The organism is Streptomyces sp. NPDC014864 (assembly GCF_043081525.1).
Taxonomy (GTDB): Bacteria; Actinomycetota; Actinomycetes; order Streptomycetales; family Streptomycetaceae; genus Streptomyces.
This window is the reverse complement of record NZ_JBIBWT010000001.1, coordinates 203,233-226,231: the sequence shown is the minus strand read 5'-3', so window position 1 is coordinate 226,231 and position 22,999 is coordinate 203,233. Positions and strand designations below refer to the sequence as shown.

Below are 22,999 nucleotides of genomic sequence, written 5' to 3'. Positions count from 1 at the left end.
CTCTTCCCTTCAGCCCGTCACCCATCGCACTTGGGCGGAAGCACCTTCTGCTTCTTCTTGTTGTTGATCATTCCCTCCCGCACCATCCTCGTCAGATCGTTCTCCTTGACGCTATCCGACGGGTACGAACTCTGAACGTGGCCGTGGTAGAGCTCGTGGAGCACATTGCCCTCCTTGTCCAGGACCTCTCTCGTCCGGTCCAGGACCACGATCTCGTTGTTGACATGATCCACGCCGACTCGTCGGAAATTGGCCGGGTTTTTCGGGTCTCCCAGGGGGATGGACCGGTCCAGCGCAGCCTGGCCGTTTGTCGGCGCGCGACCGATCTCGCCCTTGGCCGATCCGCCGCTGCGCGAGCCGTGCTTGTCGTACTCCGAGTCGTCGTAGATACGAACAGGCTCGGTGCTCTTGCCCTCCAGGCCGAGCGGGTCGCTCCAGCGGAAGGGGTTGTCCACATAGGCGTGGTGGTTCGGGGCGGGGACCAGCCCCAGTGGGTCGGGGGAGAGGTAGTGCGCGGTGTCCGGGTCGTAGTACCGAGCCAGGTTGTAGTGCAGGCCGGTCTCGGGGTCCCGGTACTGGCCCGGGAAAGCCAGGGGGCACAGGCCGCCGTCGTCTCCAGCCAGAGGGCTTCCCCACAGGCTGGCGGTGGCCCTCCAGGCGATCGTGCCGTCCTGGGTGACCAGTTCGCTAGGGGTGCCCACCAGGTCGGTGACGATCGCGTAGAACTGCCTGTCGAGCGTGCCCGCTCCGGCTTCGTCTCCCTTCGTGCGCAGTTGGCTGACTGCGCGGTGCGTGCCCGGCTCCCAGTCCCAGGTGTCGGTGTCCGCCACGCCGTCCCGGACCGACACCTGCTCAGCGAGCTGGGTGTTGTCCCAGGTGAAGAGCGTCTTGTCGACGGCCGAACCGTCGCCCGCCACACGCCACTTGGCGGTGCGCCGACCGAACACGTCGTAGCGGTACCGCCACACACCCCTGTCGGGAGTCGAGGCCTCGGTGAGGCGGTCGTCGGCGTTCCAGGTGTACGTCCAGATCCGCCGCAACCCGGACAGCGTGCGCCGGATCATGCGGACCACACGGCCCTGACCGTCGTACTCATACGTGGTGCGCCCCGCCGACGTGATCCTCGTACCGGAGCGCCCGACCGCGCCTTGCGCGTCCTGTCCGGCGGTGCCGGGATAGGTCGCGGTCGTGAGGTTGCCGAGTTCGTCGTACGCATAGGTCTCGGTCCAGCTCTCGGCCGACACCCGGGTGACGCGGCCCGCCCGGTCCAGGTCGAACCTGCGGGTGCCGCCCAGCCTGTCGCCTACCGAGGTGAGGTGTCCGTCGCCCCGGTAGGCGTAGGAGCGGGCCTGGAGCACCGTGTCACCGCCGGGGCCGGCCGCGCCGGTCCCCGAGTGGATGACCTGCTCCACAAGGCGGTGACCGGCGTCCCAGGACTGCGTGAGTGTGGCGGCGCCCGCCAGGCCCCGGGCGGTTTCCCGGCCAGCCGCGTCGTAGGTGAAGGTGAGCTCACCGCGCGCGGTGGAGGCACGCACGGGGGACGGCGCCGTCACCTTCCTGCGCTATGACGCGGTCGGCCGGCTGGTCGAGGCGGCGAATCCGGACAGCACGGTCACCTTCGGTTACGACGCGGTGGGCAGGATCCTCGCCGAGACGGTCGACGGCCGAATGTCGACGGTCGTCACCTTGCGCCAGGAGTCCCCCTCCTTCTTCGGCTCCTTGGCGGCGAGCTGAGAAGCGATGGACGCGGGGTCGTTGGGCAAAGGCGCGCCCTCTCGCGTGCGGCCGCCGACGAGGGAGACGGTCACCGAGCCGGTGATCGGGGTGTCGCCGCCGAAGCTCTCCGCCATACAGCCGCAGTACATCGCACCGGAATTCCAGGCGTCGGCCGCGGCCTTCTGCAGAAAGGTCGTGTAGGTGTCGCGGTACTGGGCCAGCTCGGGGTGAGCCTCGATCCGTTCGTTCACCATGCGCCGGATCGAGTCGTCCCGCGACTCCGGCCGCACGTCGAACTCCCACCACGACTCGGGCACCTTGATCCGGAACCCCCCGCGCTCGATGGTGAGCGCCTCCATGTAGCGGGCCATGGCCGTCGTGTCCCCGTTTCGTCGATCGGTCGTTCAGACACCGTGCTGATGTACCGTGCGGCCAGACTACGAGACAAGAGAACGGGGGACGGTCACGTGGGCAAGGGCAAGAGCGACCTCGCGCTGCCGCTGGCGGAGCTGGAGGACTACGGCCGCCAGTTGCGCTCGATCAAGACCCGCCTCAGCCACACCAAGAAGCTCTTCGAGTCCTACCGGGACGACATCGGTGACGGCAAGGTCAACGACGCCCTCGACGACTTCGAGTCCAACTGGGAGGACGGCCGCGAGGACATCACCCAGCAGCTCGACGCGCTGGCCGACATGTCCGACGCCGTCGTCCGCGAGTTCAAGAAACTGGACGTGGACCTGGCCAAGAAGGCCGGCGACGCGGTGAAGATGGAGGACAAGCGGAGCGAGGCGCAGAAGAAGGACTGAGGTGGGGCGGGCGGGCCTCAGTCCGCGGAGGCGTACGGGACGAAGGCGGTCCAGGTGCTCGGCGGGAAGCTGAGGTGGGGGCCGTCGGTGTGCTTGGAGTCACGGACGTGGACGACACCGGGGCTGGTGGCGATCTCGACGCAGGACTCACCATCGGTGCCATCGCTATAGGTGCTCTTGAACCACGCCAGTTCGAAGGCGTCACCGGAGGAGGCCTTGCGGATCATGTTTCTCCCAGCAGTAGTTGCTCGACGAACGCCAGCGACTCCCGGGGCGTGAGGGCCTGCGCCCGGACGGTTCCATACCGCAGCTCAAGGATGCGCAGTTGCTTCGGGTCGGAGGTCGGCCGACCACTGAACGCGCCATCGGAACGTCCCACCGCCGTGCCGTCCGGGAACTTCAGCACCTCGATCCTGCCGTCCATCCCGGGGTGGGCGTCGGTCCTCGTAGGCATCACCTGAAGTGTGACGTGGTGCAATCGCCCCACCTCCAGCAGACGTTCGAGCTGCTGTCTCCATACCATTGTGCCTCCAATCTCCCGCCTCAGCGTCGCCTCTTCCAGCACGAAGCTGACGGAGGGAGCCGGGGCCCGTTCGTAGATCGACCGCCGGGCCATGCGAGCTGCCACCATGCGCTCCACGTCATCCGGCGAGTACGGCGGCTGCGCGGCTCGGAAGAGCGCCCGAGCATGGTCCGGCGTCTGCAACAACCCACTGATGCTGTTGCACACGTACACCCCGATCTCGACCGCTTGCGCCTCCAGTTTCGCGATGTCCCGAACTGTCTTCGGGTACCGGACCTTCTTCACGTCCTCCCAGGCCGCCGCGATCAGGCCGCCCGCCCCCAATACTTCGTCGGCCCTGTCCAGGTACTCCTGCCGGGGAATCCGCTTCCCGCCCTCGACCTTGTAGACCAGGTCCTCGCCGTACCCCACGGCCGCCCCGAACTCGGCGGCCCGCAGCCCCGCTGCCTCCCTCCGCAGCTTCAACTGCCGCCCCACCGTGGTGATCACGGCGACGCCCCACTCGTCGTCCGGATCCACCTCCCACCCCGGCTCGTCAGCCTCGCCCCTGAGCCGTACCGCCTCGCCGTCCACCGACATTCCGCGCCCCTCCGTAGTCCCGCGCCGTACCGCGACGCCCTACCCGTGGCAACGGTGCCGACAGCCCGGACAGCACCGGACAACGCGCCGACAGTCACGGTACGCAACCACCCAGTCACTCCTCACGGTAAGCGCCGTCGGCCACGCTGAGTGACGTGAACCAGGAAATCGCCGCAATCGAGACCCCGGCCCAACCAGCCACCCAGTGCCCCAACTTCACCGTGCTGCTGTCGTCCACGAGGCGTGGAGCCCGTCTGGCCCGGCTGGTAGCGGAGGCGCAACTGCGCCGCTGGGGGCTGCCCACGGAGACCGCGAAGCACCTCGTGGCCGAGCTGGCGGCCAACGCCGTCACGCACGGCCGCGTACCCGGGCGGGACTTCCGGCTGACGCTCTACGTGATCGGCGGCACGCTCCGTATCGAGGTCACGGACACGCGGGGTGACCGCCGCCCCGCGCCTCAACGCCCGGCAGAGGACGCCGAGTCGGGCCGCGGCCTGATCCTCGTGGACGCGCTCGCGGACCGCTGGGGCGTGAGCGAGGACCGGTTCCCGCGCAAGACCGTATGGGCCGAACTGCGCTGCTCAGCACCGGAACCCGCGCCCGAGGCCCCCGGTGCCGCCGACCCCTTTTCCCAAGGAACGTGAGGGAGAAAGAACCCCGCCAAGCCCCACCCCTCCCGCCCGCGGCGCACGCTCACTCGGGCGGGTGAACATCACCGGCTCGGCTGGATTTCGGGGCCCCCAACTCCCCTACTCTCAGCGCAAACAACCGCACACATGCGTCGGCCCCCGGCCGGGACTAGCGATCCCGATCGAGGGCCTGGCCACCGAGGAAGGTCACAACTTCCCGATGGGTACCCACGACCCTAGCGTGCCCCCGCACGCCCAGTCAGCCGTTGCCGCGAGCGAACCCCCCTCCCGGGCGAATCCACGCACGCGTACTCGCCCCCGCCCCCACGCCTACGGCGTCACGCACGACAACACCCGCCACACCACCCGCTTCACGGTGATCGGCAACCATCTCGCCCAGCACCCCGAGCTGTCGCTCGTCGCCATCGCACTGGCCGTGCACATCCAGTCGCTGCCGAGCAACGCCCCCGTCGACATCAAGACCCTCGCCGAGCGCTTCCCGGAGGGCCGCACCCGCATCGCCGCCGGACTGCGCGAACTGGAGACCCACGGCTACCTGCGCCGCGTCCGCGAACATACGCCCGGCGGCCGGATCGTCACCCGCACGATCTCCTGCAACCAGCCGAAGACCCAACCGAAGACTCGCGAGCTCGCACGCCACCACGAGCCCGCGCCCACCGCCGCCACGGGCGACCAGACGCACGAGGAACACCCGCCCCAGAGCAGGAAGCCCCGCGCCCCCCGCAAGAAGCACCCCCTCCCCCCGGTCCCCCAGCCGGCGTACCCCTCCCCCACCCTCCTCCAGACGGCCACGGACCTCCTCGCCACCCTGCACCGCGAAGACCCGCGCCTCCTGCTCAGCGTCTGCGACACCGCCCACCTCGCCCCCGGCGTCGCCGCCTGGCTGCAACGCGAGGTGCCCGCGACCGCCGTACGCCACGCCCTGACCACCGACCTGCCACCCGAGGGCGTACGCCGTCCGGCGGCCTTCCTGGCCCACCGCCTCACGACCCGGCTGCCGCCCGCACCCCCGTTCCGCGCCCCGGCCGAACCCCCAGCCGTACGAGGCTCCATGCAGAACTGCGACGACTGCGACCGCGGCTTCCGCGCCCCCGAACCCGGACGCTGCCGCGACTGCCGTAGGACTCCATGAGCACGCAGGCCGACCACGGACACGAACTGGTTCCCCGCCCCGAACAGACTCCGGACGCCCTGCGGGCGGCCCTCGCCGTCGTCCATCCCGGCCGGCTGCCGGAGATACAGCGGACGAAGGACGAGGCGTTCGCCAAGGCCGTGGAGTGGCAGTCACTCAGCCCGGTGAGGAGCTGGGTCCTGGCCTGGGCCAGGGACATCGAGATCGCCCGCCGCCCCGACCTCGCCACCCGCCACGCTCGCGCCAAGCGCAATCTGGAACATGAGGACCCTGTCCTCGCCAGGGAAGCCCTACAGGAGCTGAGCGCCGTCCTGGACGAGGCGATGAAGGCAGTATGCGCGGGGTCCATCGGCGTCTAAGACCAGGCCCGCGCCCTGCGGTAATTACACGAGAACGCCGGCGCCTGCCTCGCCTTCGAGGTTGTGGAGGATGGGGGCGGTCGGGGCGGTGACCCGGCGTCCAGTGGCCCCCGGGAACAGCGAAGAGGCCCGTACGACCGGAGTCGTACGGGCCTCTTCAGGTCAGGCGACCCCGGAGGGTCAGACCTTCAAGAGAGCGAGGCTCACTTGGTGATCTTGGTGACCTGGCCGGCGCCCACCGTACGGCCACCCTCGCGGATGGCGAACTTCAGGCCCTCCTCCATGGCGATGGGCTGGATGAGCTCCACCTTCATCTCGGTGTTGTCACCCGGCATCACCATCTCGGTGCCCTCGGGGAGGGTCACAACGCCCGTCACGTCCGTGGTACGGAAGTAGAACTGCGGACGGTAGTTGTTGAAGAACGGCGTGTGGCGGCCACCCTCGTCCTTGGAGAGGATGTAGGCCTGCGCCTCGAACTCGGTGTGCGGGGTGACCGAGCCCGGCTTGATGATGACCTGGCCGCGCTCGACGTCCTCGCGCTTGATGCCGCGGAGCAGCAGACCGACGTTCTCACCGGCCTGGCCCTCGTCGAGCAGCTTGCGGAACATCTCGATACCGGTGACCGTGGTGGTGGTCTTCTCGGTCTTGATGCCGATGATGTCGACGGTCTCGTTGACCTTGAGGACACCACGCTCGATACGGCCGGTGACGACCGTACCGCGACCGGTGATGGTGAAGACGTCCTCGATCGGCATCAGGAACGGCTTGTCGACGTCGCGCTCCGGCTCCGGGATCGCGGTGTCGACGGCGTTCATGAGGTCCAGGACCGACTGGGTCCACTTCGGGTCGCCCTCGAGCGCCTTCAGCGCGGAGACCTTGACGACCGGAACGTCGTCGCCCGGGAACTCGTACTCGGAGAGGAGCTCACGGACCTCGAGCTCGACGAGCTCCAGGATCTCCTCGTCGTCCACCATGTCGGCCTTGTTCAGGGCCACCACGATGTACGGAACGCCGACCTGGCGGGCCAGGAGCACGTGCTCCTTGGTCTGCGGCATCGGGCCGTCGGTGGCGGCGACCACGAGGATCGCGCCGTCCATCTGCGCGGCACCGGTGATCATGTTCTTGATGTAGTCCGCGTGACCCGGGCAGTCGACGTGGGCGTAGTGACGCGCCTCGGTCTGGTACTCGACGTGCGCGATGGAGATGGTGATACCGCGCTGGCGCTCCTCGGGCGCCTTGTCGATGTTGTCGAACGGGGTGGCCTCGTTCAGCTCCGGGTACGCGTCGTGCAGCACCTTGGTAATGGCGGCCGTGAGGGTCGTCTTACCGTGGTCGATGTGACCGATGGTGCCGATGTTGACGTGCGGCTTAGTCCGCTCGAACTTCGCCTTCGCCACTGGGGTCCTCCTGTGGAGTGGTTCTGTACGCCTTACTTCATCGGCGCCAGGTGATCTTTGCTGGATGGCCCGGATCTCCGGGGCACACCACCCGCTTCGTCGCGGAAGGGGTGGAATGCCCCGCGAGGCTCCGGAGTCAAGCCTAAAGGCTGGAACTCGGTTGAGTTACTCGCCCTTGGCCTTCGCGATGATCTCCTCGGCGACGTTCCGCGGAACCTCGGCGTAGGAGTCGAACTGCATGGAGTAGCTCGCACGGCCGGACGTCTTGCTGCGCAGGTCGCCGACGTAGCCGAACATCTCCGAGAGGGGCACGAGGCCCTTCACGACGCGGGCACCCGCCCGCTCCTCCATGGCCTGGATCTGGCCACGGCGGGAGTTGATGTCACCGATGACCTCGCCCATGTAGTCCTCGGGCGTGGTGACCTCGACGGCCATCATCGGCTCGAGCAGCACGGGGCTGGCCTTGCGCGCGGCCTCCTTGAAGGCCTGCGAACCGGCGATCTTGAACGCGAGCTCGGAGGAGTCGACCTCGTGGTAGCCACCGTCGATGAGCGTGACGCGGACGCCCGTCATCTCGTAGCCGGCGAGGATGCCGAACTGCATGGCCTCCTGCGCACCGGCGTCGACCGAAGGGATGTACTCCTTCGGGATGCGGCCACCGGTCACCTTGTTCACGAACTCGTACGAGGCGTCGCCGCCCTCGATGGGCTCGATCGCGATCTGCACCTTGGCGAACTGACCGGTACCACCGGTCTGCTTCTTGTGGGTGTAGTCCACGCGCTCGACGGCCTTGCGGATCGTCTCGCGGTACGCGACCTGCGGCTTGCCGACGTTGGCCTCGACCTTGAACTCACGGCGCATACGGTCGACCAGCACCTCGAGGTGCAGCTCGCCCATACCACCGATGATGGTCTGGCCGGTCTCCTCGTCCGAGTGGACCTGGAAGGAGGGGTCCTCCTCCGCGAGACGCTGGATGGCGACACCCAGCTTCTCCTGGTCACCCTTGGACTTGGGCTCGATGGCGACCTGGATGACCGGCGCCGGGAAGTCCATGGACTCCAGGATCACCGGGTTCTTGTCGTCCGAGAGCGTCTCACCGGTGGTGGTCTGCTTCAGGCCCATGACGGCGACGATGTCGCCGGCGCCCACCGACTCGATCTCCTCACGCTTGTTGGCGTGCATGCGGTAGATCTTGCCGATGCGCTCCTTCTTGCCCTTGACGGAGTTCAGCACCGCGGTGCCGGACTCCAGGCGGCCCGAGTAGACCCGGACGAAGGTGAGCTTGCCCAGGTGCGGGTCGCTCATGATCTTGAACGCGAGGGCGGACAGCGGCTCGTCGTCCGACGGCTTGCGTCGGACCACGACCTCCGGGTCCTTCACGTCGTGGCCCTCGATGGCCTCGACGTCGAGGGGGGTCGGGAGGTAGCGCACGACCGCGTCGAGCAGGGGCTGAACGCCCTTGTTCTTGAACGCGGTGCCGCAGAACACCGGGGTGACCGTGGTGTCGCTGGACTTGCCGGAGGCGATGGTGATGCGGCGGATCGCCGCGTACAGCTGCTCCTCGGTGGGCTCCTGGCCCTCCAGGAACAGCTCCATCATCTCCTCGTCGTTCTCCGCGACGGCCTCGACCAGCTTGCCGCGCCACTCCTCGGCGGCCTCGGTGTGCGTGGCCGGGATGTCGACGACGTCGTACATCTCGCCCTTCGCCGCCTCGGCGGACCACACGAGCGCCTTCATGCGGACCAGGTCCACGACGCCCTTGAAGTCGGCCTCGGCACCGATCGGCAGCTGCATGACGAGCGGCTGGGCACCCAGACGGTCCGAGATCATGTCCACGCAGCGGTGGAACTCGGCGCCGGTACGGTCCAGCTTGTTGACGAAGCAGATGCGCGGCACACCGTAGCGGTCGGCCTGACGCCACACCGTCTCGGACTGGGGCTCGACACCGGCGACACCGTCGAACACGGTCACGGCACCGTCGAGCACACGCAGGGAACGCTCCACCTCGACGGTGAAGTCGACGTGACCCGGCGTGTCGATGATGTTGATCGTGTAGTCGTTGTCCTCGAGCGGCCAGTGGCAGGTGGTGGCAGCAGAGGTGATCGTGATGCCACGCTCCTGCTCCTGCTCCATCCAGTCCATGGTGGCGGCGCCGTCGTGGACCTCACCGATCTTGTACGAAACGCCGGTGTAGAACAGGATCCGCTCGGTGGTGGTCGTCTTGCCCGCGTCGATGTGGGCCATGATCCCGATGTTGCGGACCCTGGCCAGGTCAAGTGAAGTGGTAGCCATAAGGCTTCAGTCTTCTCTCGGTCTCGATGTGGGTAGCGACTACCAGCGGTAGTGCGCGAAGGCCTTGTTGGACTCGGCCATCTTGTGGGTGTCCTCGCGCTTCTTCACAGCGGCACCGAGGCCGTTGGACGCGTCGAGGAGCTCGTTGAGCAGACGCTCGGTCATGGTCTTCTCGCGACGGGCGCGGGAGTAGCCCACGAGCCAGCGCAGCGCCAGGGTGTTGGCACGGCCGGGCTTGACCTCGACCGGGACCTGGTAGGTGGCGCCACCGACACGGCGGGACTTGACCTCGAGGGTCGGCTTGATGTTCTCGAGAGCGCGCTTCAGCGTGATGACCGGGTCGTTGCCGGTCTTCTCGCGCAGGCCCTCCATGGCGCCGTAGACGATGCGCTCGGCGGTGGAGCGCTTGCCGTTCAGCAGCACCTTGTTGATCAGGGAGGTCACCAGAGGAGAACCGTAGACCGGGTCGATGATGACCGGGCGCTTCGGGGCGGGGCCCTTACGAGGCATTCTTACTTCTCCTTCTTGGCGCCGTAACGGCTGCGAGCCTGCTTGCGGTTCTTGACACCCTGGGTGTCGAGCGAGCCGCGGATGATCTTGTAGCGAACACCCGGCAGGTCCTTCACACGGCCGCCGCGCACGAGCACGATGGAGTGCTCCTGCAGGTTGTGTCCCTCACCCGGAATGTAAGCGGTGACCTCGATGCCGCTGGTCAGACGCACACGCGCGACCTTGCGGAGGGCCGAGTTCGGCTTCTTCGGGGTGGTCGTGAACACACGCGTGCAGACGCCACGACGCTGAGGGGAACCCTCGAGTGCGGGCGTCTTGTTCTTCTCGACCTTGTCCTGCCGGCCCTTGCGGACCAGCTGCTGGATCGTAGGCACTACTTCTCCGGTTTCTGTGTGCCGATGGGTACAGCTAACCTGGAACGTCACCGACCCACGCGGTCGGGTGTGTCGAATCTCGCGAACTCCCGCCGCACGGCAGGAAGAGGCGCGGATTGCGGTGGCCGATTGCGGCTCCCCGTGCGGTCGAAGGCACGCACGGGGGCCAGGGCACACCCCAGGCACAAGGTCTGAGCGTACCTACCTCACGGACTTCGGTCAAAACAAATGGAGCCCACCCCGACACGCCGGACTTGTCCGCCTTCTTTCCCGCTCAGTGTGCCGCGTACGCGTGAATCCCGCTCGTTCTCGTCTCGTCCGGGTTCTCCCTTCAGTACGTTGAGCGGTCGCTGTGCCGATGGGGGGACGAGGGTTCGATGAGTGCTGGTCGCTTACCCGACACACCGGGGGACGTGCCGGGGGGCATACCGGGGGACGAGGGCCTGGACGACCGGGTGCCGTTCCTGGCCCGGCTGGAGCAGGCGGACCGGGCCGCGCTGCTCGGGCTCGGCCACGAGCTGTCCTTCGCGCCCCGGGTGGTGCTGATCCACCAGAGCGAGCCGTCCTCGCACGTGCTGTTCATCGTGCGCGGCTGGACCAAGGTGACCGCGTCGGCCGCCAACGGGTACGAGGCGCTGCTGGCGCTGCGCGGCCCCGGCGACGTCGTCGGCGAGTCGGCCGCGCTGACCGGGCGCACCCGCTCGGCGACCGTGACCGCGCTGGAGGACGTGCGGACGGTCGCCGTCCCGCGCGAGCGCTTCACCGAGTTCCTCGCCCACTCCCCCGCCGCCTCCTTCGCCCTGCTCGGCCTGGCCTCCGACCGCACCCGCGCCGCCGACCGGCGCCGGCTGGAATTCGCCTCGATGAGCGTCCGGGAGCGGTTCGCGACGCTGCTGCTGGACCTGGCTCGCACCCACGGCCGGCGCACCGCCGGGGGCGTCGAGCTCTCCGTGCCGCTCAGCAAGCAGGAGCTCGCCGGGTCGGTGGGGGCCTCCCGGGAGATGGTGCAGCGGCTGCTGAAGGAGCTGCGGGAACGCGGCGCGGTGATCACCGGGCGGCGGGCGCTGGTGATCGTACGGCCGGACGTGCTGCGCCGGATCGCCCGCGCGGAGCCGGACCGCTGAGGCGACCGGGGCGGGTGCGCGGGCGCCGAGGGGCCTGCTGCCTTCTGTGCACACGGTCACAGTTCGACTGGGTCATCCGCCCTCACGTCACGGGCGCCCCGGGCGCCACTCTTCTGACCGGGCGGCGGGAGCCGCCACGAACGCGAGCCACCGAAAGGCGACCATGACCGACCCCGTGAGCCGGACCATCCTCCTGCTCGACATCGAGAAGTACAGCGACCGGGACGACGTCGAGCAGGCGTATCTGCGCCGTGTGCTCTACGACATCGCCGACCGCGCCCTGGAACAGGCGGGCATCGACGAGACCCTGCGGTCACGGGCCGACCGGGGCGACTCCGTGATGGAGCTGATCGACGCCAACGCCTCGGTCCCGGCGCTGCTGCGGGCGCTGCTCACCGAGGTGCCGGCCCAGCTGCACGGGTACAACCGGCTGGCGTCGAGCACGGCGCAGATCCGGCTGCGGGGCGTGGTGGCCACCGGGTACGTCGCCGTCGACGCGCACGGCGGCTGGGTCGGTTCCGACCTGAACCACGCCTGCCGGCTGCTCGACGCCCCGTTGCTGCGGGCGGCGCTGCGGGAGCGGGCGGACGGCTTCGCGTTGTGCGTGTCGGAGGGCGTGCACCTGGGGATCGTGCGCCACGACCACGCCGGCGTGCGGGCCGCCGCCTTCCACCCGGTGACCCTGACCGGCAAGAACGGCCCGATGCGCGCCTGGCTGCACGGCCCGGTACCGCGCGACGGCGACGACCACGGTGGGACGGGGGAGGGGAAGGGGGAGGCCCCGGTGCCGGGTTCCTCGGGGGACGGCCCGGCACCGGGGCAGCGGGGGGTGCCGTCCGCGGCGGCCCCTCGCCCGCAGGACGGACAGGCCGGGGCGGCCGAGGCTGCCGGGCCCGCCGTGACCGCAGAGGCCGCCGAGCCCGCCGCGGCCGCAGCACCCGCCGTGGCGGACGCGGCCCCCGCTCAGTCCGTCTCCGGTGGCGTGGTGTTCAACTTCGGGAGCGGGTCGCCGCGCTTCGGCGGCAGTCTCGTCGGCGGGGACCAGCACGGGGTGTCCGGCGGCCAGGTCACCGGTGACGTGCACCTCGGCGGCACGACGGGGGAGAGCCCGTGACCGTGTCCGAGGCGGTGGAGCCGTCCGACGGCGCCGCCGCGGGCTCCGGTGTTCCCGGGCCGGGGATGCCGCCCGCGGAGGAGGGCGCGGAGCCCGAGGAGCGCACACAGGAGGCGCGGGCCGCGCAGCGCGAGCTGTTCGCGCACACCCCGGGCTTCATCCTCGGGGAGACCGCGGCCTTCGGCGGCAGTCTGGTCGGCGGCGCCCAGCACGGCGTCTCCGGCGGGCGGGTCGACGGCGACGTCTACCTGGGCGGCCGGACCGAGATCCACCACCACGGTCCCGCGGCCACGGCTCCGGACGCCTCCGGCGAGATCCCGCGGGCCCGGCTGGACGCGCTGGCCGCCGTCTTCGCCGACGGCCCCGCCTTCGCCGGCGCCCTGCGGCGGCTGCGCGAGGAACGGGTCCTGGTCCTGTGCGGCGCGCACGCCACCGGCCGCTACGCCGCCGCGCTGATGCTGCTGCACCGCCTGGACGTGCCCGCCGTGCACGCCCTGCACGCCGAGACCACCCCCGCGGCGCTCAGCACCCAGCTCACCAGGCCCGGCGGGCACGTCCTGCGCGACCTGCCGGTCAGCCGCAACCGTCCGCTGCGCGACACGCACCTGTACGCGGCGCGCGACCAGTTGGAGAAGGTGGACGGCTACCTCGTCGTCACCGTCGAGAACTCCCCCCACCTGCCGGGCGTCACGCCCTGCCCGTGGGTTCCGCCGGGCGCGCCGGAGGTCGTACGGGCGCACCTCTTATCCGGCAGACCGGACGCCGACGACCTGCTCGCCCTCGACCCGGTGGCCGCGTTCCTCGCCGCCGCCGACCGCCGGCCCGCCGAGGCAGCCGCCTTCGCCGAGGCGCTGGCCGGGTACGACGGGAGTGAGCAGGCTCTGGCCCGGCTCGCGGACTTCGGGCAGGCCGCGGTCGAGAAGCAGTGCCGCGACTGGCTCGCCGACCCGGACACCGGCCTGCGCGACAAGGCCTTCCTCATCGCGCTGGCCGTCTTCGATCAGGCCCCGTACGTCCTCGCCGCCGAGCTCGCGGACCAGCTCTTCGTGCATCTTCAGCAGTTGCAGAATCCCGAACAGCCGCCGGAGATCCCGGTGTTCGGGCCGACGGCCGAGAACCGGCTCGCCCTCGCGCGGGCCGAGGGAGAACTGCGCGGCGAGGAGACCGAGTGGGGGCCGGTGCCCCAGTTCACGGCCGCCTTCCGCGAGGAACGCACCCCGCGCGTGCTGCTCACCGAGGTGTGGATCCACCACCCCTCCGCCAGGCCCGCGCTGGTGGCCTGGCTCAGGCAACTGGCCCGCGACGGCCGTCCCTTGGTCCGCACCCGCGCGGCCGCGGCCACCGCCCTGCTCGCCGCCGCCGACCTGCCCTCCGCGATCGCGCTGCTCGTCGACGGCTGGGCCACCGCGCGCGCCTTCGGCCCGCGTGTCACCGCCGCCAACACCCTGACCCTGGCCCAGCTCCTCGGGGCGCCCGTCGTGCTCCGGCTGCTCACCCAGTGGTGCTCGGACCCCCACTGGGGCCGCCGCTGGACCGCCATCCGCGCCTTCGGCCTGCTCGCCCCGCTCCGCCCCGACCTGGCCGGCACCGCCCTCGGCGCGCTCGCCGCCCGGGCCCGCGCCGACGCCAGCAACAAGCCGGAGCGCGACAACCTCACCGAGTCCGCGGCCCTGCTGCTCTCCGAGGGGCGCCGACGGGGCGAGGTGCTGTCCGAGTTCGTACGGCTGCTCTATCTCGACACCCCGGCGGTCCGCGAGGTCGCCCTCGCCGCGTTCGTCCGCGCCTGCGACAACGCCGAGGACGGCGCGCTCATCGGCTGGTACGCCGAGACCGGCATGTACGAGACGGACTCGGCCCGCGACCTGGCCACCCTCTGGCGCACCGCGCTGAACGACCGCGCCCGCACCCGCGCGGCCCTCGACGCCCTGCACACCTGGGTGCATGTCGCCGGGCGCCGCGCGGACGCCGCCCAGGCGCTGGAGCTGCTGCTGCCCGCGCTGGTCGTCACGGCGGACGACCGCAAGCGCCTCGAGCACGAGCTGCGCACGCTGCGCGCGGAGGACGGCGGTCCGCGCCCACCGGTGGCCGACCGGCTGCTCGCACTGCTGCGCCACCCGGCTTCCACCCGATGAAAGACCCCTGTTCCCGCAATTCGCAGAGGAGTTGACCCATGGCGGACTTCCGTCGGCCGCCGGAGTGGCAGCAGGACGCCGACCGGCACAGCACCCTGATCGACCCGGTCCTGACCGTGCGTCCGATCTCCCGGTTCGACTACGTCGCCCGCAGACAGGTCGGCGCGATCGACCACGCCCTGGTCTTCGTCACCGCCGGCGGGTCCTACGACGTCTTCATGCCACCGCAGCGGCCGAGCCGCGCCGAGGCGGCGACCCGGCGCTACACCTCGGTGTACGAGGTGGACATGGGCAGCCACCCGGTGCAGCTGAAGATGCGGCTGCCCAGCGACGACGACGCGTTCTCCTTCGGTGCCGTCGCCGACCTGACCTGGCGGGTGGCGGACCCGGTGGCCTACGTGGCGAGCGGCGAGCGGGACGTGCCGACGCGGCTCAACCGGGAGTTGCAGCAACTGGCGCGCCCCGTCACCCGGCGCTTCTCGATCGAGGACAGCCCCGACGCCGAACAGGCGCTGCTGGAGGCGGTCATGGACGAGAGCCGCTTCGCCGCGGGCACCGGGCTCGCGGTGACCTGCGTGGTGCGGCTGCGGCTGGACGACGAGGCGATCGCGCACCGGAGGCGCAAGCGCAGCCTGCGGTACGAGGCCGAAATGCTCGACCCCGAGCACGAGTTCCGGCTCAAGCAGGCCCGCCAGGAGTACGAGCTGGAGGCGCTGCGGCATCAGCAGGCGCAGCAACTGGTGGCCCAGAAGATCGCGTTCTACCAGTACCACCTGCAGCACGGAGGCGTCTCCGCCTGGGCGCTGCACCTCGCCCAGCATCCCGGCGACACGAAGATGGTGATCGGCACCCTGCACAAGGACCAGCTCGGCACCATCCGCCGGCAGTTGGAGCTGATCGCGGGCGACACGATGGAGGACTTCCAGAAGGCCGAGTCGGCGCGTTCGGTGCTGCGCGACGTCGACAGCCTGATCCAGCAGCAGGAGCAGTCCTCGCTGACACCGCCGGTCGAGGCGCTGCCCCCGGGCACGCCCCCCGTACCGCCGTACGACGGCCAGGCGGCCCCGGGCTCCCCGCCGGCACAGCCCTACGGGGCCTCCGCACCGCCCTACGGGGTCACGCCCGGGCCGGACGCGGGCGCCCAGCCGCCTCACGCGGGAGCGGGACCGCAGCAGGGGCCCGGGGGCGGGCAGCCGTACGCCGGGACGGGACCGCAGTCGCCGCCCCCGGGAGCGGGCGCGCCGCCGTACGCCGGCCTGCCCCAGCAGCAGCCGTACGCGCCGCCGCACCCACCGCATGCACCCGGCTCGCAGCCCGGCCCGCCGCCCGGGGGGTATGCGCCCGGAGGCGCCCCGCCCGCTCCGTACGATCCGGCGGCGCAGGGGAACGCCGGGGCGTACGGCCAGGCCGCGTTCGCCTCTCCCCCGCCCGTCAGCGCGGGCCCGGTCCCCGTCGTACCCGCACCGCCCGGCCGCCCGCCCGGCTCGCAGGACAGCCCGGCGGACCCCCCCGAGACGGGCTCCGCATGACGCCCCGGAACACGCCCACGACGCCTACGACCAGCACGCCCGCGCCGTCCCGGGCCCCGGCTCCCACAGCGACGAACGTCCCCGCCCCTTCGGCCACGGCGTCCCCGCGCTCCTCGGGCCCGGCCGCGTCCGCGAACGCCCCGGACGCCGGGGCCGTGCCCGGGATGCGTACGGCCGAACGGTTGCTGGGCGAGTTGCGCGGGGAGATCGCGCGGGCCGACTCCAAGGCGTCCGTACTGGTGGCGGCGCTGGGGCTGACGGCCGGGGTGTTCACCGGGCTGCTGTCCGGGCACAACTGGTCGCCGGATGAGCTGTCCGCCCCCGGAGCCGTCGTGTGGTGGACCGGAACCGGCTCGCTGGCGTTGTCACTGGGCGCGCTGCTGCTCGCCGTCCTCCCCCGCTACCAGGGCACCTGGGCGGCGGGCCGGCCGCTGTGCTACTTCGGCGACATCCAGCGAGCGGCCCGCCAGGGCCGCCTGGCCGAGGCGCTCGCCGACACCGACCGCGACCCCGCCGCCGGACTGCTGGCGGCGCTCACCGAGACCAGCCGCATCGCCGCGTGCAAGCACCGGTGGATCCGCACCGGCCTGCTCGCCTTCTGCGCGGGCGCCCTCCTGCTGCCCGCCGCCCCACTCATCGGCTGACGCCACCGCACTCCCAAGGAGCCCCGTTCCATGTCCCAGTCCCCGGACCCGGCCGTGCCGCCGCCCGGTCCCTCCCACCCCACCGCCGAACCACCCCGGTACGACACCACCGGCCCGGCCCTCCCGTACCCGGGTGCCACCCCGCCGCAGTACCCGGCCGCACCCGTCCCGGGGCCTTCCTACCCAGCCGCACCCCCACCGGCGCCCGCGTATCCCGACGCCCACAGCGGTGCCGCGCCCCACCCGGCCGCCTCCCCCACCACAACCCCGCCGTACCCGGACGCAGCCACGGGCGCACCCGGGTACCCCAGTGCCTCCATGGATGCACCCGCGTACCCGGGTCCGGGTGACTCCTTGGGGGCGCCCGCGTACCCCGGTGCCTCCGCAGGCGCACCCGCGTACCCGGGCAACTCCGTGGGCGCGCCCCCGTACTCCAGCGCTTCCGCAGGCGCACCGCCGTACCCGGACGCTGCCTCCTCCGCGGGTGCGCCCGCGTACCCGGGTGCCTCCGCCGAGCCGCCCGGGTACCCGGGCGGCTCGGCGGGCGCGCCCGCGTACCCCAACGCCTCCACGGACGTACCGCCGTACCCCGGCACCACCGCCGCCTCGTCCACGGGCCCGGCCCACCAGGCGGCCTCGACCGCAGCCCCGCCGTACCCCGGCACCACCGCCGCCTCGTCCACGGGCCCGGCCCACCAGGCGGCCTCCACCGCAGCCCCGCCGTACCCCGGCACCTCCGCCGCGACGGCCCCGCCGCCGTATCCCGCCGCCTCCTCCACCACAGCCCCGCCGCACCCCAACGCCCCCGCCGGCCCGCCCCCTCACCCCGGCGCCCACCCCCTCACCGCCGGCGCCGCGTCCAGCCATCCCGGCGGCGCACAGCCGTACCCGGGCGGCGCCCAGCCGTACCCCGGTACCGGACCCGGGCATCCGGCAGGCGGCCCCGCCTACCCGGGAACCGCGCCCGCCCACCCCCAGGCCGCCACTCCCCCGCCGCCGGGCGTGCCGTCCCAGGCACCGTTCGGCGCCGCAAGCGTCGCGGGCGCCACGGGTGCCGGGATGGCCGCGCCCGCGGCGCCGCCCGTGCCGGAGCCCTCCGTCGCGCCCGACGACCTCGACTACCGGCACCGCGGGTCACGCGTCCTCGTCGCCGAGCACCAGCGCGGGGCCGATGCGACCGCGATCGGGCGGCTGGCCGTGCAGGTACCGGGGTTCCTGGTCAGCCTGGCCGTGGTCAGCTCGATCGCGCTCGGCATGTTCGGCGACGTCGCCGGGACGATCGTCCTGCTGGCCTGGCTCGCCAGCGGCGCCCTCGTCTTCCACCGCCCGACCGAACTCGCCTTCGCCCGGCACGTCCTCAAGCTCCGCCCGCCGACCCCGGACGAGCGCGCCCGCCTGGAACCGGTCTGGCGCGAGGTGACCGCGCGCGCCGGCGTCGAGGCGCACACCTACGAACTCATGGTGGAGAACAGCGACGAGCTGAACGCCGTGGCCGCCGCCGGACACGTCGTCGGTGTCACCACCTACTCCCTGAACCGCATCCCCAGCAGCAACCTCGCCGCCGTACTCGCCCATGAACTCGGCCACCACACCGGCGGCCACGCCTGGGCGGGCCTGCTCGGCTACTGGTACTCGCTGCCCGGACGCGTCGCGTGGGCGTTCATGCGGGGCATGGCCCGGATCGCGCTCGCCGTCTCCCGCGTCTTCTCCCTCGCCGCGACCGGCTTCCTGTACCTGTTCCTCGGCATCACGGTCGTCGCCGGCTTCCTCACCATGTGGTACGTCACCATCCCGCTGGTCGCCGCCCCCTACCTCCTCGCCCACATGGGCCGCCGCGGCGAACTCCGCGCCGACCAGCAGGCCGCCGAACTCGGCTTCGCCCGCCATCTGGCCGAAGTGCTGCACCACTTCCAGACGGAGGAGGCAGCGGCGAGGGCGGCCGCCGAGGCCCAGGGGCAGAAACTCCAGGACCCCGGCACCCTGTCCCGCCTGCTGTCCAGCCACCCCGACCACCACACCCGGCTCACCGCCCTGGAGCCGTATCTGCGCCTGCACCGCTGACCGGTGGCGGACGTCTTGTGCGGCGGCTCCTGGTGAGGCCGCCCCGCGGGCCGGGTGCCCGAGCCGTCCGACCAACGCCGAAGGGCGGCCACCCCTCGCGGGGTGACCGCCCTTCGGTCATGCTGCTCGCTTACTGGTTGTACGGACCGTAGTCGTAGTCCTCCAGCGGAACGGCCTGGCCGGAGCCGGTGCCGAACGGCGAGTAGTCGATGTCGTCGTAGCCGACGGCCGAGTACATGGCGGCCTTGGCCTCCTCGGTCGGCTCCACCCGGATGTTGCGGTAGCGGGACAGACCCGTACCGGCCGGGATGAGCTTACCGATGATGACGTTCTCCTTGAGGCCGATGAGGCTGTCGGACTTGGCGTTGATCGCCGCGTCCGTCAGGACTCGGGTCGTCTCCTGGAAGGAGGCGGCCGACAGCCAGGATTCCGTCGCCAGCGAGGCCTTGGTGATACCCATGAGCTGCGGACGACCGGAGGCCGGGTGACCGCCCTCCTGGACCACACGACGGTTCTCGGTCTCGAACTTCGAGCGCTCGACCAGCTCGCCGGGCAGCAGCTCGGCGTCACCGGACTCGATGATCGTCACCCGGCGGAGCATCTGCCGGATGATGATCTCGATGTGCTTGTCGTGGATCGACACACCCTGCGAGTTGTAGACCTTCTGGACCTCGCCGACCAGGTGGACCTGGACGGCACGCTGGCCCAGGATGCGCAGCACGTCGTGCGGGTTGGTGGCACCCACGGTGAGCTTCTGGCCCACCTCGACGTGGTCGCCCTCGCTGACCAGGAGCCGGGCACGCTTCGAGATCGGGTACGCCGTCTCGTCGCTGCCGTCGTCCGGGGTGACGACGATCTTCTTGGTCTTCTCGGTCTCCTCGATCCGCACGCGGCCGGAGGCCTCGGAGATCGGGGCGACACCCTTCGGGGTACGGGCCTCGAAGAGCTCGACGACACGCGGCAGACCCTGGGTGATGTCGTCACCGGCCACACCACCGGTGTGGAAGGTACGCATCGTCAGCTGGGTACCGGGCTCACCGATGGACTGGGCGGCGATGATGCCGACCGCCTCACCGATGTCGACCAGCTTGCCGGTGGCCAGCGAACGGCCGTAGCACATGGCGCAGGTGCCGACGTGGGACTCGCAGGTCAGGATCGAGCGGGTCTTGACCTCCTCGACACCGTGGTGCACGAGCTGGTCGATCAGCACGTCGCCCAGGTCCACGTTGGCCGGCGCGATCACCTTGCCGTCGATGACGACGTCCTCGGCGAGCATACGGGCGTAGACGCTGGTCTCGACGTCGTCGGCCTTGCGCAGCACGCCGTCGGCGTCGCGCGAGGCGATCCGCAGCTTCAGACCGCGCTCGGTGCCGCAGTCCTCCTCGCGGATGATGACGTCCTGCGAGACGTCCACCAGACGACGGGTGAGGTAACCCGAGTCGGCGGTACGCAGGGCGGTGTCCGCCAGACCCTTACGGGCACCGTGCGTGGAGATGAAGTACTCCAGCACGGAGAGGCCCTCACGGAAGGACGCCTTGATCGGACGCGGGATGGTCTCGTTCTTCGCGTTCGACACCAGACCACGCATACCGGCGATCTGCCGCATCTGCATCATGTTTCCTCGGGCACCCGAGTCAACCATCATGAAGATGGGGTTCGTCTTGGGGAAGTTCTCGTTCATCGCCTCGGCGACCTCGTTGGTCGCCTTGGTCCAGATCGCGATGAGCTCCTGAGTGCGCTCTTCCTTGGTGATCAGACCGCGCTCGTACTGCTTCTGGACCTTCTCGTCCTGCGCCTCGTAGCCGCGGACGATCTCCTTCTTCGCCTCGGGAACGACGACGTCGGAGATGGCGACGGTGACACCGGAACGGGTCGCCCAGTAGAAGCCGGCCGCCTTCAGGTTGTCGAGCGTCGCCGCCACGATGACCTTCGGGTAGCGCTCGGCGAGGTCGTTGACGATCTCGGAGAGCTGCTTCTTGCCCACCGAGTAGTCGACGAACGGGTAGTCCTCGGGCAGCAGCTCGTTGAAGAGCGCACGGCCCAGGGTCGTCCGCAGACGGAACGAGTCACCCTGCTGCCACTCCGGCTCGCCCTCCTCCTGCGCCGGCGGGGTCCAGCCGCGCGGCGGGATGGTGCCCACCGGGAAGCGGATGTCCACAGCCGACTGCAGCGCCAGCTCGCCGGCGTCGAACGCCATGATCGCCTCGGCCGTGGAGCCGAAGGAACGGCCCTCGCCCTTGGTGTCACGCAGCTCGCCGTCGGTGGTGAGGAAGAACAGACCGAGGACCATGTCCTGGGTCGGCATCGTCACCGGGCGGCCGTCGGCCGGCTTGAGGATGTTGTTCGAGGACAGCATCAGGATGCGGGCCTCGGCCTGCGCCTCCGCGGACAGCGGCAGGTGCACGGCCATCTGGTCACCGTCGAAGTCCGCGTTGAACGCGGTGCAGACGAGCGGGTGGATCTGGATGGCCTTGCCCTCGACCAGCTGCGGCTCGAAGGCCTGGATGCCGAGGCGGTGCAGGGTGGGCGCACGGTTCAGCAGAACCGGGTGCTCGGCGATGACCTCTTCGAGGACGTCGTACACGACCGTGCGGCCGCGCTCGACCATCCGCTTGGCGCTCTTGATGTTCTGCGCGTGGTTCAGGTCGACCAGGCGCTTCATCACGAACGGCTTGAAGAGCTCCAGCGCCATCGCCTTCGGCAGACCGCACTGGTGCAGCTTCAGCTGCGGGCCGACGACGATCACGGAACGCGCGGAGTAGTCCACACGCTTACCGAGCAGGTTCTGACGGAAGCGGCCCTGCTTGCCCTTCAGCATGTCGCTGAGGGACTTCAGGGGGCGGTTGCCGGGGCCCGTCACCGGGCGGCCGCGACGACCGTTGTCGAAGAGGGCGTCAACAGCCTCCTGAAGCATGCGCTTCTCGTTGTTGACGATGATCTCCGGGGCACCGAGGTCCAGGAGCCTCTTCAGACGGTTGTTGCGGTTGATCACACGGCGGTACAGGTCGTTCAGGTCGGAGGTCGCGAAGCGGCCACCGTCCAGCTGCACCATCGGACGCAGGTCCGGCGGGATGACCGGCACGCAGTCGAGCACCATGCCCTTGGGGCTGTTGGACGTCTGCAGGAACGCGGAGACGACCTTCAGGCGCTTGAGCGCACGGGTCTTCTTCTGGCCCTTGCCGGTGCGGATGATCTCGCGGAGGCGCTCGGCCTCCTCGTCGAGGTCGAAGGACTCCAGGCGCTTCTGCAGCGCCGCGGCACCCATCGAGCCGTCGAAGTACGTGCCGAAGCGGTCGCGCAGCTCGCGGTAGAGCAGCTCGTCGCCCTCGAGGTCCTGGACCTTGAGGTTCTTGAACCGGGTCCACACCTCGTCGAGACGGTCGATCTCGCGCTGCGCACGGTCGCGCAGCTGCTTCATCTCACGCTCGGCACCCTCGCGCACCTTGCGGCGCACGTCGGCCTTGGCGCCCTCGGCCTCCAGCTCGGCCAGGTCGGTCTCGAGCTTCTTGGCCCGGGCCTCCAGGTCGGCGTCACGGCGCTGCTCGATCTGCTGGCGCTCGACGGAGACATGGGCCTCCAGCGAGGGCAGGTCGCGCGTACGGCGCTCCTCGTCGACGTACGTGATCATGTACGCCGCGAAGTAGATGACCTTCTCCAGGTCCTTCGGGGCCAGGTCGAGCAGGTAGCCCAGACGTGACGGGACGCCCTTGAAGTACCAGATGTGGGTGACGGGGGCGGCCAGCTCGATGTGGCCCATCCGCTCACGGCGCACCTTGGCGCGCGTGACCTCGACGCCACAGCGCTCGCAGATGATGCCCTTGAAGCGGACGCGCTTGTACTTGCCGCAGTAGCACTCCCAGTCCCGGGTGGGGCCGAAGATCTTCTCGCAGAAGAGCCCGTCCTTTTCCGGCTTGAGGGTGCGGTAGTTGATGGTCTCGGGCTTCTTGACCTCGCCGTGGCTCCACTGACGGATGTCGTCAGCGGTGGCCAGGCCGATCCGGAGCTCGTCGAAGAAGTTGACGTCGAGCACTATGCGTCAATCCCTCTCAGGGTCGTA

The 22,999-nt window shown here is 70.5% G+C and carries 20 protein-coding genes and 1 pseudogene; 11 read left to right on the top strand and 10 right to left on the bottom strand.

Features of this window, described 5'->3' with window-relative positions:
• Window positions 1–17: 17 nt before the first annotated feature.
• Window positions 18–1,553 carry an RHS repeat-associated core domain-containing protein gene (locus ACF1A5_RS01095; RefSeq protein ID WP_392190719.1) on the bottom strand — a complete coding sequence of 512 codons (1,536 nt, stop codon included), beginning with the start codon at window positions 1,551–1,553 and terminating at the stop codon, window positions 18–20.
• Between ACF1A5_RS01095 and ACF1A5_RS01090 the strand changes: the two genes are divergently transcribed.
• Window positions 1,498–1,734, top strand: a complete 237-nt coding sequence (locus tag ACF1A5_RS01090; protein ID WP_392190718.1) for an RHS repeat domain-containing protein — start codon at window positions 1,498–1,500, stop codon at window positions 1,732–1,734. The two genes, ACF1A5_RS01095 and ACF1A5_RS01090, sit on opposite strands and share 56 nt — an antisense overlap.
• Here ACF1A5_RS01090 and ACF1A5_RS01085 read toward each other — a convergent pair.
• Window positions 1,668–2,087 (bottom strand): annotated as a pseudogene (locus ACF1A5_RS01085) (hypothetical protein); the annotation flags it as partial. The gene ACF1A5_RS01090 and the pseudogene ACF1A5_RS01085 overlap by 67 nt on opposite strands.
• 96 nt (window positions 2,088–2,183) lie before the next feature.
• Here ACF1A5_RS01085 and ACF1A5_RS01080 point away from each other — a divergent pair.
• The gene (locus ACF1A5_RS01080; protein WP_392190717.1) at window positions 2,184–2,522 is read left to right on the top strand and encodes a hypothetical protein; all 339 of its coding nucleotides are present in this window, start codon (window positions 2,184–2,186) and stop codon (window positions 2,520–2,522) included.
• Between the two features lie 17 nt (window positions 2,523–2,539).
• On the opposite strand, the gene ACF1A5_RS01075 is transcribed toward ACF1A5_RS01080, so the two are convergent.
• Entirely contained in the window at window positions 2,540–2,749 is a 210-nt protein-coding gene (locus tag ACF1A5_RS01075) for a DUF397 domain-containing protein (protein ID WP_392190716.1), read from the bottom strand.
• Entirely contained in the window at window positions 2,746–3,624 is an 879-nt protein-coding gene (locus tag ACF1A5_RS01070; RefSeq protein WP_392190715.1) for a helix-turn-helix domain-containing protein, read from the bottom strand. Before ACF1A5_RS01070 ends, ACF1A5_RS01075 begins: the two co-directional genes overlap by 4 nt.
• A gap of 155 nt (window positions 3,625–3,779) precedes the next feature.
• Here ACF1A5_RS01070 and ACF1A5_RS01065 point away from each other — a divergent pair, with 155 nt between their 5' ends.
• The 3 genes from ACF1A5_RS01065 (at window position 3,780) to ACF1A5_RS01055 (ending at window position 5,765) form a co-directional block, all read left to right on the top strand.
• Window positions 3,780–4,268: an ATP-binding protein gene (locus ACF1A5_RS01065; RefSeq protein WP_392190714.1), complete on the top strand. Its 489-nt coding sequence runs from the start codon at window positions 3,780–3,782 to the stop codon at window positions 4,266–4,268.
• 205 nt (window positions 4,269–4,473) lie between these two features.
• The gene (locus ACF1A5_RS01060) at window positions 4,474–5,406 is read left to right on the top strand and encodes a helix-turn-helix domain-containing protein (protein WP_392190713.1); all 933 of its coding nucleotides are present in this window, start codon (window positions 4,474–4,476) and stop codon (window positions 5,404–5,406) included.
• Window positions 5,403–5,765, top strand: a complete 363-nt coding sequence (locus ACF1A5_RS01055) for a hypothetical protein (protein WP_392190712.1) — start codon at window positions 5,403–5,405, stop codon at window positions 5,763–5,765. Before ACF1A5_RS01060 ends, ACF1A5_RS01055 begins: the two co-directional genes overlap by 4 nt.
• Before the next feature lie 203 nt (window positions 5,766–5,968).
• Here ACF1A5_RS01055 and tuf read toward each other — a convergent pair whose 3' ends face one another.
• The 4 genes from tuf to rpsL all read right to left on the bottom strand — a co-directional run bounded on the left by tuf (window position 5,969) and on the right by rpsL (window position 10,338).
• Entirely contained in the window at window positions 5,969–7,162 is a 1,194-nt protein-coding gene (gene tuf / locus ACF1A5_RS01050) for an elongation factor Tu (RefSeq protein WP_356189326.1), read from the bottom strand.
• 165 nt (window positions 7,163–7,327) lie between these two features.
• On the bottom strand, window positions 7,328–9,454 hold the full coding sequence (gene fusA / locus ACF1A5_RS01045; protein ID WP_356189328.1) for an elongation factor G: 2,127 nt from the start codon (window positions 9,452–9,454) through the stop codon (window positions 7,328–7,330).
• 39 nt (window positions 9,455–9,493) lie between these two features.
• A complete protein-coding gene (gene rpsG / locus ACF1A5_RS01040; RefSeq protein ID WP_003998848.1) occupies window positions 9,494–9,964 on the bottom strand; it encodes a 30S ribosomal protein S7 in 471 nt (156 codons plus the stop codon).
• A gap of 2 nt (window positions 9,965–9,966) precedes the next feature.
• Complete coding sequence (rpsL, locus tag ACF1A5_RS01035; RefSeq protein WP_003948652.1) at window positions 9,967–10,338, bottom strand: 30S ribosomal protein S12; 372 nt, start codon at window positions 10,336–10,338, stop codon at window positions 9,967–9,969.
• 413 nt (window positions 10,339–10,751) lie between these two features.
• On the opposite strand from rpsL, the gene ACF1A5_RS01030 reads away from it, so the two are divergent.
• From ACF1A5_RS01030 to ACF1A5_RS01010, 5 genes are all read left to right on the top strand, one after another.
• On the top strand, window positions 10,752–11,462 hold the full coding sequence (locus ACF1A5_RS01030) for a Crp/Fnr family transcriptional regulator (RefSeq protein ID WP_392190711.1): 711 nt from the start codon (window positions 10,752–10,754) through the stop codon (window positions 11,460–11,462).
• Window positions 11,463–11,625: 163 nt separating this feature from the next.
• Window positions 11,626–12,576, top strand: a complete 951-nt coding sequence (locus ACF1A5_RS01025) for a hypothetical protein (protein ID WP_392190710.1) — start codon at window positions 11,626–11,628, stop codon at window positions 12,574–12,576.
• Complete coding sequence (locus ACF1A5_RS01020; RefSeq protein WP_392190709.1) at window positions 12,573–14,708, top strand: hypothetical protein; 2,136 nt, start codon at window positions 12,573–12,575, stop codon at window positions 14,706–14,708. The genes ACF1A5_RS01025 and ACF1A5_RS01020 overlap by 4 nt, the downstream gene beginning before the upstream one ends.
• Window positions 14,709–14,746: 38 nt before the next feature.
• Window positions 14,747–16,237 carry a hypothetical protein gene (locus ACF1A5_RS01015; protein ID WP_392190708.1) on the top strand — a complete coding sequence of 497 codons (1,491 nt, stop codon included), beginning with the start codon at window positions 14,747–14,749 and terminating at the stop codon, window positions 16,235–16,237.
• A 164-nt stretch (window positions 16,238–16,401) separates the two neighbouring features.
• Window positions 16,402–16,881, top strand: coding sequence for a Pycsar system effector family protein (locus ACF1A5_RS01010; protein ID WP_392191186.1), 480 nt, complete (start codon window positions 16,402–16,404; stop codon window positions 16,879–16,881).
• 179 nt (window positions 16,882–17,060) lie between these two features.
• Here ACF1A5_RS01010 and ACF1A5_RS01005 read toward each other — a convergent pair whose 3' ends face one another.
• Window positions 17,061–17,663, bottom strand: a complete 603-nt coding sequence (locus ACF1A5_RS01005) for a hypothetical protein (protein WP_392190707.1) — start codon at window positions 17,661–17,663, stop codon at window positions 17,061–17,063.
• 277 nt (window positions 17,664–17,940) lie between these two features.
• On the opposite strand from ACF1A5_RS01005, the gene ACF1A5_RS01000 reads away from it, so the two are divergent.
• Window positions 17,941–18,942, top strand: a complete 1,002-nt coding sequence (locus tag ACF1A5_RS01000) for a M48 family metalloprotease (protein WP_392190706.1) — start codon at window positions 17,941–17,943, stop codon at window positions 18,940–18,942.
• 130 nt (window positions 18,943–19,072) lie between these two features.
• Here the strand turns inward: ACF1A5_RS01000 and ACF1A5_RS00995 are convergent, their stop codons facing one another.
• Window positions 19,073–22,972: a DNA-directed RNA polymerase subunit beta' gene (locus ACF1A5_RS00995; RefSeq protein WP_392190705.1), complete on the bottom strand. Its 3,900-nt coding sequence runs from the start codon at window positions 22,970–22,972 to the stop codon at window positions 19,073–19,075.
• Between the last annotated feature and the right edge of the window lie 27 nt (window positions 22,973–22,999).